Consider the following 13,765-nt stretch of genomic DNA (forward strand, 5'->3'; position numbering starts at 1 on the left):
CCGGGCGCGGCGGACCAGAAGCGCTCCTGGCGCGCTTCCGCCAACTCACCCTGGCGCAGCAGCACCGGCAGCGCCCAGCTCAAGGTGTCGCCGAGGCTGTGCTGGTAATACTGGGAGGTCCACAGGCACAACTTGAACAAGGCTGGAGGCAGCGGCGGCGTGGCGTCGAGCAAAGCGATGGCCGGCTTGAGTTTTTCCACCGGCACTTCGCTGGTGTCGGTGACCTCTACCAGAATCCCTATCATCTCCCGACGGCCGAACGGTACCCGCAAACGCATGCCCGGTTGCAGCTGGGCGCGCAAGACTCCGGCTGGAGCACGGTAATCGAACAGGCGGCGCAGGGGCGAGGGCAGGGCGAGGCGCAAAATGGCGTCGGGCACGCGGAGGATTCTCGATAAGCAGCTAATAACAGCAGGGTGCAAGACCTGAGAGAGCTGACTGTGGCTCCCACAGGGACGGTATCAGGAGCGGGAGCCTAGCAGACGGTCGGTAGAAGCGACAGCTTGCGCGATTAGCATTGTCTGGTAGAATCCGCGGCCTAATTATGTGCGGTATTCAACAATAGTGTTGAGTGGCGGCACACTAGCCTGAGGAATACACCATGAAAGCCGATATCCATCCAGCATACGAAACCATCGAAGTAACTTGCAGCTGCGGCAACAAGTTCGAAACTCGTTCGAACCTGTGCAAGCCACTGGGTACTGACGTATGCAACGAGTGCCACCCGTTCTACACCGGTAAGCAGAAGACTCTGGATACTGGCGGCCGTGTACAGCGCTTCGCAGACCGTTTCGGCGCTTTCGGCAAGAAAGCTCCAGCTGCTGCAGAGTAAGGTTGAAGAGCCCCTTGGGCTTTTCCTTGCTGTTGAAAAAGGCGTCCCTTGCGGGCGCCTTTTTTGTGTCCGCGATTTGGTTCCCGGCTGCCCAGGCTTATTGTCCGGCGCCAAGCGGCCTGAAGTCCGTCACGGTACAGCGGGTTGTTGATGGCGACACAGTGCGGCTCAGCGATGGTCGCAGCGTACGCATGATCGGTTTGAATACGCCGGAGCTTGGCAAGAAGGGCCGAACAGACGAGCCGTTCGCTGTTGCAGCGCGCAAACGCCTGGAATCTCTGGTGGCCGCCAGCGACGGACAGCTTGGTCTGCTTCCTGGTAAAGAGAACAAAGATCGCTACGGCCGCACCCTGGCCCATCTCTATGGCGCCGATGGTGCCAACCTGGAAGCGCAGATGCTTGCTGAAGGTCTGGGTTTCCAGGTGGCTGTGGCGCCGAATATCGACCTGGCCAAGTGTCAGCAAGCGGCTGAGCGCATTGCACGTCAGGCCAGGCTGGGGATATGGCGCCAATCACCGGTCCTCAAAGTTGAGCAAGTCAACACTTCAGGGTTTGCGGTTGTCAGCGGCCGTGTGACCAAGGTTCAGCGTAATCGTGGCGGAGTCTGGATCGAGTTGCAGGATTCGGTTGTATTACGTGTTGCACCCAATCTGCTGCAGCAGTTCGATGTGGCGTCTCTGGAAAAACTGAAAGGCAGGCAAATCGAGGCGCGTGGCTGGGTGCTCGACCGTTCGCGGCGTGGTGGGTTGAAAGAAGGGCAGGCGCGTTGGTTGTTGCCATTGACTGACCCCGTCATGCTTCAGGCGACTCCATAAGAAAAAATTGTAGACATTTTTTAAGTGGATTGTGAACAGTCGACCCCTTGTGTTCCGCGGCTCTTGGCCCAAAGTCGTAGGGCCGGGCGCTTGACAGGGGTGACTGGTCAGTCTTGTGGGGACTTTGCGAGGCGCGTATCCTCGCTGACCAGTCTGTCCAACAGTAAAAGCGGAATGCCCCCATGTCTGATTTGAAAACTGCCGCTCTCGAATATCATGCCCATCCTCGTCCAGGTAAGCTGAGCGTCGAGCTCACCAAGGCCACCGCTACCGCCCGCGACCTGTCGCTGGCTTACAGCCCCGGCGTAGCCGAACCAGTACGCGAAATTGCTCGCGATCCTGAGCTGGCCTACAAATACACCGGTAAAGGCAACCTGGTTGCAGTTATTTCCGATGGCACCGCGATTCTTGGTCTGGGTAACCTCGGTCCATTGGCGTCCAAGCCAGTCATGGAAGGCAAAGGCGTGCTGTTCAAGCGCTTCGCCGGCATCGACGTTTTCGACATCGAAGTCGACTCCGAAAGCCCGCAAGCCTTCATCGACACCGTCAAGCGTATCTCCATCACCTTCGGTGGCATCAACCTGGAAGACATCAAGGCACCTGAGTGCTTTGAGATCGAACGCGCTTTGATCGAGCAGTGCGACATTCCGGTATTCCACGATGACCAGCACGGCACCGCTATCGTGACCGCGGCCGGCATGATCAACGCCCTGGAAATCGCTGGCAAAACCCTGTCTGACGCCAAGATCGTCTGCCTGGGTGCCGGTGCAGCTGCCATCTCCTGCATGAAATTGCTGGTGAGCATGGGCGCCAACATCGAAAACATCTTCATGGTTGACCGTACCGGCGTGATCCACTCCGGCCGTGACGACCTGAACCAGTACAAGGCTGTGTTCGCTCACGCGACCGAGAAGCGCACCCTGGCTGACGCACTGACCGGTGCTGACGTGTTCGTCGGCCTGTCCGGCCCGAACCTGCTGAGCGCTGAAGGCCTGCTGGCGATGGCGCCTAACCCGATCGTGTTCGCGTGCTCCAATCCGGATCCGGAAATCTCCCCGGAACTGGCGCACGCCACCCGTAACGATGTGATCATGGCCACCGGCCGTTCGGACTACCCGAACCAGGTCAACAACGTACTGGGCTTCCCGTTCATCTTCCGTGGTGCCCTGGACGTTCGCGCCAAGCGCATCAACGAAGAAATGAAAGTGGCTGCTGCCAACGCCCTGCGTGAACTGGCCAAACTGCCAGTACCTCAGGAAGTGTGCGACGCCTACGGCGGCATCAAGCTGGAATTCGGTCGTGAGTACATCATCCCGAAACCAATGGATGCACGTTTGATCACCGTGATCTCCGATGCCGTGGCGAAAGCCGCCATCGAGACCGGTGTTGCAACCCTGCCGTATCCGAAGAACTACCCGTTGAAAAGCGTGGATGATGTGTTCAACGGCTAAGCTGTTGTAACGCTTCAAGCAAAAAAGCCCCGGCTCGCGAGAGTCGGGGCTTTTTATTTCCCTTAGATGATCGTTCCCACGCTCTGCGTGGGAATGTCTCAACGGACGCTCTGCGTTCGGCTTAGGATGGGGCGCGGAGCGTCCCGGCTGCATTCCCGCGCAGAGCGTGGGAATGATCGGTGCAAAAAAAGCCCCGCTCTTCTTTTGAAGGCGGGGCTTTTCGCATTGCGCTACCTGATCAGAACAAATCGATCGGTGCCGCTTCATCGGCTGGCAGCGGGCTGCCTGGCGCACTGCCGTTGCCCAGCTCGCTGGCCGTAGGAGGCGTATCTTCGGCCTTGAACAGCTCGAAGTAGGCGCCAGGCGTGCCAGGAGGGGCCGCGCGGCCGCTGACCGGGTCTACCCGCAGGCTCAGGATGCCTTCCGGCTCTGGCAGCGTGTGCGGCGGCTTGTCCTTGAGGGCCGCGGCCATGTAGTTCATCCAGATCGGCAGAGCCACAGTGCCACCAAATTCCCTGCGACCCAGGCTCTCAGGCTGGTCGAAGCCGGTCCAGACGGTCGTGACGTAATCGGCGTTGTAGCCGGAGAACCAGGCGTCCTTGGATTCGTTGGTCGTACCTGTCTTGCCCGCGATGTCGGGACGGCCCAACGCCAGTGCGCGACGCCCGGTACCGAGCTTGATCACGTCCTCAAGCATGCTGTTGAGGATGTAAGTGGTGCGGCCATCGACAATGCGCTCGGCCACGGCAGGTGTTTGAGTCGCTGGTGGCGCAGCTGAGGCGTCTTCCGGCGTCGCGTTGACCGTGAATGCGTTAGCCTCCGGAGCGGCGGCAATGCCGTCACTGGCGACATTGCCCTTTGGAACGCTCGGCGGGTTGGCGACAAACAGCGTATCGCCGTTGCGGCTTTCAATCTTGTCGATGATGTACGGCGTGATTTTGTAGCCGCCGTTGGCAAACGTGCTCCAGCCCGTGGCGATTTCCATCGGTGTCAGGGTCGCGGTGCCCAGCGCCAGGGAGAGGTTGCGCGGCAGATCCTGCTTGTTGAAGCCGAATTTGCTGATGTAGTCGATGGTGCGATCGATGCCCAAGGCCTGTACCAGACGGATCGAAACCAGGTTGCGCGATTTGTACAGCCCTTCACGCAGACGGATCGGACCGAGGAACGTATTGGTGTCGTTCTTCGGACGCCAGACCTTGTCCAGGTACTCGTCGACAAACACGATCGGTGCGTCGTTCACCAGGCTGGCGGCGGTGTAGCCATTGTCCAGTGCAGCGCTGTAGACGAACGGTTTAAAGCTCGAACCTGGCTGACGCTTGGCCTGCAGGGCACGGTTGTAGTTGCTTTGTTCGAAGGCGAAACCGCCGACCAGCGAGCGGATGGCCCCGTTCTGTGGATCCAGAGAAACCAATGCGCCTTGAGCCTGCGGGATTTGGCTGAACTTCAGCGAATTGTCCGGCTGGCGCTGCACGCGTATCAGGTCGCCCACCTGCGCAACATCCGCCGGCTGCTTGGGATTTGGTCCCATGCTGTTGGTGTTCAGGAAGGGGCGCGCCCACTTCATTGTGTCCCAGCTGACGTGTTCGTCACCGGTGCGCGTCATCACCTGCAGGCCGTTCTTGTCGACCTGGGTAACGATGGCGGGCTCGAGGCTGCTGATGGTGCGTTGCTTGGTCAGTTCGGTTGCCCAGGCTTCGCGCGTCTTGCCCGGCAGGCGCGATTCAGGGCCACGGTAGCCGTGACGCTGATCATAGGTCATCAGGCCTTCGTGCAGGGCGGTGTTGGCCATTTCCTGCAGATTGCTTGGGATCGTGGTGGTTACGCGAAAGCCTTCGGTATAGGCATCACTGCCATAGCGGCCGACCATTTCGGCACGGGCCATTTCAGCGATGTAGGGTGCGTTCACTTCCGGGGTCGGCACGTGGTAGCTGGCGTTCAGCGGCTCGTTGATCGCGGTGGTGTAGTCGGCTTCGGTGATCTTGCCCAGCTTGTACATGCGCCCGAGGATCCAGTCGCGACGTTCCTTGCTGCGAGCCGGGTTGGCCAGCGGGTTGAAGCGCGACGGGGCTTTCGGCAGGCCGGCGATCATCGCCATCTGCGCAAGGCTCACGTCACGAATCGACTTGCCGTAGTAAACCTGAGCGGCGGCTTCGATACCGTAGGCACGGTTGCCGAGGTAGATCTTGTTGACATACAACTCAAGGATTTCGTCCTTGGTCAGCTGCCGTTCGATCTGCAGGGCCAGGAGAATTTCAGTGGTTTTACGTGAAAAGCTGCGTTCGCTGGTCAGGAAGAAGTTCTTCGCCACCTGCATGGTGATGGTACTGCCGCCGGACTGGATGTGACCGCTTTTAACCAGCTGGGACGCGGCACGCATCAAGCTGCCAGGGTCGACACCGTAGTGATTGGCGAAATTGTCGTCTTCAGCACTTAGTAACGCATTAATGAAATTTGGCGGAATGTCGGCGAAACGGATCGGAGTCCGGCGCATTTCACCAAATTCTGCAATCAACTTGTCGTCGCTGCTGTATACCCGTAGAGGAATCTGCAACTGAATACTTCTCAGCGCCTCCACAGACGGCAATCCAGGACTAAGGTAAAGATAAGCGCCACTCAGACCCAGAAGCAGTCCGCAGAAAACGGCGACGATGGACCAACCGAAAAATTTCAGCAGACGAATCAAGGCTTTTGGACATCCAGGGCAAAGAATGAATTAGGCATCAGGGTTGACTGAGCAGGAGCGCACCCGAGCTTGAAGTAAATAGCAGTAAAAAATCGCTGGGCATTATAAGCATTTTTCCGCCAGAGGCGTCATTTGCGCTTGCTGTCAAGACGGGCGGGTTGAACGCAATGGACATTACAGAGTCCGTAACTCACGGATAGTCATAGGGAATTGGTAGTGCTAGGACTCTTCAATAAAAAGGCCAATACGCTTCTGGGGATCGACATCAGCTCCACGTCAGTGAAGCTTCTGGAGTTAAGCCGTCAAGGCGAGCGCTATCGGGTCGAGGCATACGCTGTCGAACCTCTCCCTGCCAATGCTGTAATCGAGAAAAACATCGCTGAGCTCGAGGGTGTCGGGCAGGCATTGTCTCGCGTGTTGGTCAAGGCCAAGACCAGCCTCAGGAATGTTGCGGTCGCGGTTGCCGGTTCAGCGGTGATCACCAAGACGATTGAGATGGATGCCGGGCTCTCCGATGACGAAATGGAGAACCAGCTAAAGATCGAGGCAGATCAATACATCCCCTATCCGTTGGATGAAGTCGCCATCGACTTTGAAGTGCAGGGCGTTTCCGCGCGCAATCCTGAGCGGGTCACTGTCCTGCTGGCCGCCTGCCGCAAAGAAAACGTCGAAGTACGTGAAGCGGCGCTGGCCCTGGCCGGGCTGACGGCGCGTGTGGTCGATGTCGAAGCCTATGCGCTGGAACGTTCTTTCGGCCTGCTGACAGGCCACCTGGCCGCTTCCCAGGAGCAATTGACCGTGGCCGTGGTCGACATTGGCGCCACGATGACGACCCTCAGCGTGCTGCGCAATGGACGAATTATTTACACCCGTGAGCAATTGTTCGGTGGCCGTCAACTGACCGAAGAAATCCAGCGTCGCTACGGCATGAGCCTGGAGCAGGCAGGGTTGGCGAAGAAGCAGGGCGGTTTGCCGGACGATTACGTCAGCGAGGTATTGCAACCGTTTCGTGATGCGCTGGTGCAGCAGGTTTCGCGTTCACTGCAGTTTTTCTTCGCCTCCGGGCAGTACAACTCGGTCGATCACATCCTGCTTGCCGGCGGGACTGCATCGGTGCCGGGCCTTGATCGATTGATCGAGCAGCGATTGGCCACGCCCACCCAGGTTGCCAACCCGTTTTCCGACATGACCCTGAGCAGCAAGGTCAACGCCGGTGCCCTGGCCGGTGATGCGCCGGCACTGATGATCGCTTGCGGTCTGGCGCTCAGGAGTTTCGACTGATGGCGCGGATCAATCTACTCCCATGGCGTGAAGAGCTGCGAGAACAACGCCGCAAACGCTTCCTGTTGAGCCTTGTCGTTGTGCTGGCGGGCTCTATCGGCGCAGTGCTGTTGGCGGATCAGGTCATCAATCGCGCCATCGACCGGCAACTTGCGCGTAACGACTACATCAGCAAGCAGATCGCCATTGTCGACGAACGCATCAAGCAGATCAGCGACCTCAAGGCTCGGCGCCAGCAATTGGTCGAGCGCATGCGCATCATTCAGGATCTGCAGGGGAACCGGCCGATCAGTGGCCGGGTGTTTGATCAACTGGCCCGTACATTGCCGGACGGGGTGTATTTCACCGAAGTGAAAATGGTCGGCAAGACCTTGTCTATCACCGGTGCGGCAGAATCCAACAATCGCGTGTCGGACTTGATGCGTAATCTCGATGCCTCCGATTGGTTCGATGCGCCCAGCCTCACAGAGGTCAAGGCGAACACTGCAGGTCAGCTGGACCAGGCGAACGTCTTTCAGTTGACGGTTCGTCAGACTCAACCGGCGGTTGTGGAGGGCGACCAATGAGTCCATCCGAATGGTTTGCCGGTTTACGTAACATCGATATCAATGACCTCGACACCAATAACATGGGCTCCTGGCCACCGGCTATCAAAGCGATTGCAGGTGCCCTGCTGATGGTTCTGGTGCTGGCACTGGGTTACAACTTTTACCTCAGTGATCTGGAAAGTCAGCTCGACTCAAAACGCGAAGAAGAGACGACGCTAAAGGAACAGTTCGCGAGCAAAGCCCGCATGGCGGCGAATCTTGAGCTGTACACCCAGCAGATGAAGGAGATGGAAAACTCCTTTGGCGTGCTGTTGCGGCAATTGCCCAGCGACACTGAAGTCCCCGGCTTGCTGGAGGACATCACGCGCACGGGCCTCGGCAGCGGACTGGAGTTCGAAGAAATCAAACTGTTGCCGGAGGTCACTCAGCCGTTCTACATCGAACTGCCGATCCAGATCACCGTCACCGGCGCCTATCACGACCTGGCCACATTCGTCAGCGGCGTGGCGGGATTGCCACGCATTGTCACGCTGCATGACTTCGACATTGCCCCGGCGAATCCAGAGGGTGGAACGAAGCTGCGCATGAGCATTCTGGCCAAGACATACCGCTACAACGACAAAGGGCCGCAAAAATGAGCCCGATTCGTTGTTTATCAATGTTTGCCGTACTGCTCTGCCTGGCGGGTTGTGGAGGAGGCGATGACGTCAGCGATCTCGATGCCTACATGAACGAAGTTCGTCTGCGACCACCCGGCAAGATTGAACCCGCGCCCACGTTTCAGTCCTATCCGACGTTTACCTATAGCGCAGCCAATCTTCGCAGCCCGTTTTCCCGCCAGGTCAGAATCGACCTGGCCGGCCAGAAACACGGATCGCGTAACGTCAAACCCGACCCCGCTCGGGTCAAGCAGTACCTCGAAGGTTTCAACATCGAGCAGTTTGAAATGGTCGGCACGATATCCAATGCAGGTGGCTCCTTCGCGCTGTTGCGCGGGGCGGGCGGTGTGCATCGGTTGAAAGTCGGCGATTATCTGGGACGTAACGATGGGCGAATCGTCGCCATCAGCGGCTCGCAAGTCGATGTGGTCGAAATTGTTCCCGATGGCGAAGGCGCCTGGTTGGAACGGCCCCGGACCATCCCTTTGAAAGAGCACTCATAATGAACAGGATTTTCTCAACCTTCGGTATTTCGCTATGGATAGCGTTGCTTTCGCCGATGGTTCAAGCCGCCAATCTCAAGTCACTCGATGTGGCTGCTCTACCGGGAGACCGCGTCGAGTTGAAGCTGTCGTTCGACGGCGCGCCCCCGGCACCCCGAGGTTATACGACTGAGTCGCCCGCACGGATCGCGCTGGACTTGCCCGGTGTCGCCAATAAGCTGACCAGCAAGACCTGTGACCTGGGCGGCGGCAATGCCCGTAGTGCGACAGTGGTGGAAACCACTGACCGTACGCGACTCATCATCAATTTGACGCAGCTGACGCCTTACACGTCGCGAGTCGAAGGCAATAATCTGTTCGTGGTGGTGGGGCAAGGGGCGACCAAAGCGCCGTCGAAACCGGCAACCAGCGCACCGCGTGCCGCTACGCCGACCCCGGCTCCCGCGAAAGCCTATGCACCTGTTGGCAAGGCTATCCGTGGCGTGGATTTCCAGCGCGGTACGCAAGGCGAGGGCAATGTCGTCATCGATCTTTCCGACCCGTCAATCGCCCCGGACATTCAGGAGCGTGACGGCAAGATCGTCCTCGGTTTTGCCCGAACCCAGCTTCCCGAGCCGTTGCGGGTACGCCTGGACGTCAAGGATTTCGCTACGCCGGTGCAGTTCGTCAACGCCAGCGCCACGGGCGATCGGGCCACAATCAGTATCGAACCCAGCGGCGCCTTTGATTATTCGACTTATCAGACCGATAACAAACTGACCGTCAGCATCCGGCCGATGACCGTGGACGACCTGCAAAAGCGTAATGCCGAGCGATTCGCCTACACCGGTGAAAAGCTGTCGTTGAATTTCCAGGACATCGATGTGCGCTCGGTGCTGCAACTGATCGCCGATTTCACCAACCTCAATCTGGTAGCCAGTGACACGGTGCAGGGCGGTATTACCCTGCGCTTGCAGAATGTACCGTGGGATCAGGCGCTGGACCTGGTGCTGAAAACCAAAGGGCTGGATAAACGCAAGATCGGTAACGTTCTGCTAGTGGCGCCCGCCGATGAAATCGCTGCCCGCGAGCGTCAGGAGCTGGAGTCACAGAAGCAGATCGCCGAGTTGGCCCCTCTGCGTCGCGAGCTGTTGCAGGTCAATTACGCCAAGGCTGCCGATATCTCCAAGTTGTTCCAGTCGGTGACCAGTGCGGATGCCAAGATTGACGAGCGGGGCTCGATCACGGTTGATGAGCGGACCAACAACATCATTGCCTATCAGACTCAGGAACGACTCGACGAACTGCGCCGTATCGTCGCGCAGCTCGATATTCCAGTGCGTCAGGTAATGATCGAGGCGCGGATCGTCGAAGCCAACGTCGACTACGACAAAAGCCTGGGCGTGCGCTGGGGCGGTTCGGTACAGAACAAGGGCAACTGGAACACTTCCGGCGTGAGCAACAACGGCGCCAATGCGTCGTCGACCATCGGCACACCGGGTAGCACCAGCACCAATTCTCCGTTCGTCGACATGGGCGCCGCCGCTAATACTTCGGGTATCGGCATCGCCTTTATTACCGACAATGTTTTGCTCGATCTTGAACTCACGGCGATGGAGAAAACCGGTAACGGCGAAATCGTTTCGCAACCCAAGGTGGTCACGTCCGACAAGGAAACCGCCAAAATCCTCAAAGGCACCGAAATTCCCTATCAGGAAGCCAGCTCCAGCGGTGCGACGTCGGTGTCGTTCAAGGAAGCCTCGCTGTCACTGGAAGTGACGCCGCAGATCACGCCGGATAACCGGATCATCATGGAGGTCAAGGTCACCAAGGACGAGCCGGACTACCTGAACAAGGTGCAGGACGTACCGCCCATCAAGAAAAATGAAGTCAACGCCAAGGTGCTGGTTAACGACGGCGAGACCATCGTGATCGGTGGTGTTTTCTCAAATACTCAGAGCAAGGTTGTAGATAAGGTGCCATTTCTTGGCGATGTGCCGTATCTTGGCCGCCTTTTCCGGCGTGACGTGGTTTCGGAGAAAAAATCCGAGCTGTTGGTGTTTCTCACTCCGCGTATCATGAATAACCAGGCGATTGCTGTGAGTCGTTGATTCTGTGCGAAATTTGATTCTTGTAGGACCGATGGGCGCTGGAAAAAGCACCATCGGCCGGTTGCTGGCCAAAGAGCTGCGCCTGCCGTTCAAAGATTCCGATAAGGAAATTGAATTGCGCACGGGCGCCAATATCCCATGGATTTTTGATAAGGAAGGCGAGCCGGGCTTTCGTGACCGCGAGCAGGCGATGATTGCCGAGCTGTGCGCGTGCGATGGTGTGGTGCTGGCGACCGGCGGCGGCGCAGTCATGCGCGAAGCCAATCGTCGGGCACTGCACGCCGGTGGTCGGGTGGTCTATCTGCATGCCTCGGTTGAGCAGCAGGTAGGGCGCACGGCTAGGGACCGCAATCGACCCTTGCTGCGCACTGCTGATCCGGCCAAGACCCTGCGGGATCTGCTGGCGATCCGCGACCCGCTTTATCGGGAGATTGCCGACCTCGTGGTGGAAACCGATGAGCGGCCGCCGCGGATGGTGGTGCTCGATATTCTCGAGCGCTTGCAGCAGCTACCTCCCCGTTAAAGCGCGGCGCGAAATGCGCTATCCTCGGCGTCCTGTCACGGCCGCTCAGGTGTGTGGCGGATGGCTACCGAACGGCGTCACACCAGCAGAGGCCGTGGACATTCGAAAACTCAAGGCAGGACGCCTGATTCCATCTTTACTGTGGGGACACATGCAGACACTCAAGGTCGATCTAGGCGAGCGCAGCTACCCGATTCATATTGGCGAAGGTTTGTTGGATCAGCCTGAGCTGCTGGCCCCGCATATTCGCGGGCGGCAAGTAGCGATTATCTCCAACGAGACCGTTGCGCCGCTCTATCTCGAGCGTCTGACCCGCAGCCTTGCGCAGTTCTCGGTGATTTCCGTGGTGTTGCCCGACGGCGAGGCCTTCAAGACCTGGGAAACCCTGCAACTGATCTTCGACGGTCTGCTGACCGCACGGCACGACCGTCGCACCACAGTGATCGCCCTCGGTGGCGGAGTGATTGGTGACATGGCCGGTTTTGCGGCCGCCTGCTATCAGCGCGGTGTCGATTTCATTCAGGTCCCGACCACGCTGCTGTCGCAAGTCGACTCCTCGGTGGGCGGCAAGACCGGCATCAACCATCCGTTGGGCAAGAACATGGTCGGCGCTTTCTATCAGCCGAACGTTGTCCTGATCGATACCGCTTCGCTCAACACCCTGCCTGCGCGCGAACTCTCCGCCGGTCTGGCAGAAGTCATCAAATACGGGCTGATCTGCGACGAGCCGTTCCTGACCTGGCTTGAAGAAAACGTCGATCGACTGCGTGCCCTGGATCAGACCGCCCTGACTTACGCTATCCAGCGCTCCTGCGAGGCAAAAGCCGAAGTAGTCGGTGCCGACGAGAAGGAAACGGGTGTTCGTGCCACGTTGAATCTCGGCCACACCTTTGGCCACGCCATCGAAACCCATATGGGCTATGGTGTGTGGCTACATGGTGAAGCGGTCGCTGCTGGCACCGTAATGGCGTTGGAAATGTCTGCCCGCCTGGGCTGGATCAGCGAGCAAGAACGCGATCGTGGCATTCGTCTTTTCCAGCGTGCCGGTCTGCCGGTCATCCCGCCTGAGGAGATGACTGAAGCTGATTTTCTCGAACATATGGCAATTGACAAGAAAGTGATCGACGGTCGTTTGCGCCTGGTGCTGCTGCGCCACATGGGCGAAGCGGTAGTGACCGACGATTATCCGAAAGAGGTTTTACAGGCCACGCTGGGAGCGGATTACCGCGCCCTGGCTCAGCTTAAAGGTTAATAAGATCCCGATGACTAGTTTGCACGCCGACGAGGCTTTCCTCGGCCATTACCAGTTGAGTCACGACCCTTTTGCTCCTCGGGTGCCTGGCTTCAAATTCTTCCCGGCCCAGCGCAAACCGGTGCTGGGGCAACTGCATCACCTGGCCCGCTACAGCCAGTTGCTACTGGTGGTCACCGGCCCTCAAGGCAGTGGCAAGACCCTGTTGCGTCAGGCCCTGGTGGCCAGCACCAACAAGCAGTCAGTGCAGAGCGTGGTGGTTTCCGCCCGTGGCGCCGGCGATGCAGCGGGAGTGCTGCGTCAGGTGGCTCAAGCGCTCAACGTCGCTCAGCCTGAAATCAATGCGATTCTGGCCCAGGTGGTTCAGCTGGCACTCACCGGGCAGGAAGTCTACCTGCTGGTGGATGACGCCGAGCAGCTAGACGAATCCGCCCTGGAAGCCTTGCTGGCCCTGGCCGCTGGCGCACCGGAAGGTCGACCGCATGTGTTTCTGTTCGGTGAGTCTTCGCTCATTGCACAGCTCGATGAGTTGAGCCTCGAAGAAGAGCGTTTTCACGTCATCGAGTTGCAGCCTTACACCGAAGAAGAAACCCGTGAATATCTGGACCAGCGGCTTGAAGGCGCGGGTCGGGGTATCGAACTTTTCACCGCGAATCAGATCTCTGATATTCATGAAAGCTCCGACGGTTGGCCTGGCAACATCAACCAGGTTGCCCGCGATGCAATGATCGAAGCCATGATTGCCAGCCGCTCAGCGGTCAAGCGTCCAAGTATGGGGTTCACTATGCCGAAGAAACACGTATTGGCGATTTCCGCCGTAGTCGTGGTCGCGGTAGCGGCCGCCTGGTTGATGCCAGGTCGCAGCAAAGCACCAACCACAGGTGCTCCTGCCAACGAGCAAGCGCAATTGCCGCTTGGCGAGGGCGCGCCACAAACCAACAGCAGCGGTAATCCTTCCGTTGAATTCGCGGGTAACTCGCAACCGATGCCATTGCCGCTGGTCGGCAACTCGCAACCGGTCATGCGCGGTCCACTGGCTGAAGCGGCCGGCGGCATCACCGAAGGCGACGATGGCGTGCCGGTAGAAGGCTCCAGCGCCACACCGCCGACCGTGACCACGACGGCGCC

General features: G+C 58.7%; 12 protein-coding genes and 1 pseudogene. 11 read left to right on the plus strand and 2 right to left on the minus strand.

From position 1 onward, the window contains the following. Positions 1 to 380 (minus strand): annotated as a pseudogene (locus GBC55_RS28610) (primosomal protein N'); the annotation flags it as partial. Positions 381 to 601: 221 nt separating this feature from the next. On the opposite strand from GBC55_RS28610, the gene rpmE reads away from it, so the two are divergent. From rpmE to GBC55_RS28625, 3 genes are all read left to right on the plus strand, one after another. After that, a complete protein-coding gene (gene rpmE, locus GBC55_RS28615; protein ID WP_008080648.1) occupies positions 602 to 832 on the plus strand; it encodes a 50S ribosomal protein L31 in 231 nt (76 codons plus the stop codon). A gap of 26 nt (positions 833 to 858) precedes the next feature. Next, positions 859 to 1,647 (plus strand): thermonuclease family protein, encoded by a 789-nt coding sequence (locus GBC55_RS28620; protein WP_162440944.1) that lies wholly within the window; start codon positions 859 to 861, stop codon positions 1,645 to 1,647. A gap of 182 nt (positions 1,648 to 1,829) precedes the next feature. Beyond that, a complete protein-coding gene (locus GBC55_RS28625) occupies positions 1,830 to 3,098 on the plus strand; it encodes a malic enzyme-like NAD(P)-binding protein (protein ID WP_162440942.1) in 1,269 nt (422 codons plus the stop codon). 238 nt (positions 3,099 to 3,336) lie between these two features. Here GBC55_RS28625 and GBC55_RS28630 read toward each other — a convergent pair whose 3' ends face one another. Then, on the minus strand, positions 3,337 to 5,781 hold the full coding sequence (locus GBC55_RS28630) for a penicillin-binding protein 1A (protein WP_162440941.1): 2,445 nt from the start codon (positions 5,779 to 5,781) through the stop codon (positions 3,337 to 3,339). A gap of 216 nt (positions 5,782 to 5,997) precedes the next feature. Here GBC55_RS28630 and GBC55_RS28635 point away from each other — a divergent pair, with 216 nt between their 5' ends. The 8 genes from GBC55_RS28635 to GBC55_RS28670 all read left to right on the plus strand — a co-directional run. Further along, entirely contained in the window at positions 5,998 to 7,062 is a 1,065-nt protein-coding gene (locus GBC55_RS28635; RefSeq protein WP_162440940.1) for a pilus assembly protein PilM, read from the plus strand. Further along, the gene (locus GBC55_RS28640) at positions 7,062 to 7,628 is read left to right on the plus strand and encodes a PilN domain-containing protein (protein WP_162440939.1); all 567 of its coding nucleotides are present in this window, start codon (positions 7,062 to 7,064) and stop codon (positions 7,626 to 7,628) included. Before GBC55_RS28635 ends, GBC55_RS28640 begins: the two co-directional genes overlap by 1 nt. Continuing rightward, on the plus strand, positions 7,625 to 8,248 hold the full coding sequence (gene pilO, locus GBC55_RS28645) for a type 4a pilus biogenesis protein PilO (protein WP_162440938.1): 624 nt from the start codon (positions 7,625 to 7,627) through the stop codon (positions 8,246 to 8,248). The genes GBC55_RS28640 and pilO overlap by 4 nt, the downstream gene beginning before the upstream one ends. Further along, entirely contained in the window at positions 8,245 to 8,772 is a 528-nt protein-coding gene (locus tag GBC55_RS28650; protein ID WP_162440937.1) for a pilus assembly protein PilP, read from the plus strand. The genes pilO and GBC55_RS28650 overlap by 4 nt, the downstream gene beginning before the upstream one ends. Then, a complete protein-coding gene (gene pilQ, locus GBC55_RS28655) occupies positions 8,772 to 10,862 on the plus strand; it encodes a type IV pilus secretin PilQ (protein WP_162440936.1) in 2,091 nt (696 codons plus the stop codon). The genes GBC55_RS28650 and pilQ overlap by 1 nt, the downstream gene beginning before the upstream one ends. 4 nt (positions 10,863 to 10,866) lie before the next feature. Further along, entirely contained in the window at positions 10,867 to 11,385 is a 519-nt protein-coding gene (aroK, locus tag GBC55_RS28660; RefSeq protein WP_032830073.1) for a shikimate kinase AroK, read from the plus strand. A 151-nt stretch (positions 11,386 to 11,536) separates the two neighbouring features. Next, positions 11,537 to 12,637, plus strand: coding sequence for a 3-dehydroquinate synthase (gene aroB / locus GBC55_RS28665; protein WP_162440943.1), 1,101 nt, complete (start codon positions 11,537 to 11,539; stop codon positions 12,635 to 12,637). Between the two features lie 10 nt (positions 12,638 to 12,647). Continuing rightward, on the plus strand, positions 12,648 to 13,765 hold a 1,118-nt coding region (locus GBC55_RS28670), incomplete at its 3' end, for an AAA family ATPase (RefSeq protein WP_247267052.1).

It is taken from the genome of Pseudomonas sp. TNT3, from assembly GCF_010095445.2.
GTDB lineage: Bacteria > Pseudomonadota > Gammaproteobacteria > Pseudomonadales > Pseudomonadaceae > Aquipseudomonas.

Excerpts from the sequence above, each read along its gene's own strand:
- rpmE (WP_008080648.1), top strand. The coding sequence starts at position 602 with ATGAAAGCCGATATCCATCCAGCATACGAAACCATCGAAGTAACTTGC.
- GBC55_RS28625 (WP_162440942.1), top strand. The coding sequence starts at position 1,830 with ATGTCTGATTTGAAAACTGCCGCTCTCGAATATCATGCCCATCCTCGT.
- GBC55_RS28640 (WP_162440939.1), top strand. The coding sequence starts at position 7,062 with ATGGCGCGGATCAATCTACTCCCATGGCGTGAAGAGCTGCGAGAACAA.
- pilO (WP_162440938.1), top strand. The coding sequence starts at position 7,625 with ATGAGTCCATCCGAATGGTTTGCCGGTTTACGTAACATCGATATCAAT.
- GBC55_RS28650 (WP_162440937.1), top strand. The coding sequence starts at position 8,245 with ATGAGCCCGATTCGTTGTTTATCAATGTTTGCCGTACTGCTCTGCCTG.
- pilQ (WP_162440936.1), top strand. The coding sequence starts at position 8,772 with ATGAACAGGATTTTCTCAACCTTCGGTATTTCGCTATGGATAGCGTTG.
- aroB (WP_162440943.1), top strand. The coding sequence starts at position 11,537 with ATGCAGACACTCAAGGTCGATCTAGGCGAGCGCAGCTACCCGATTCAT.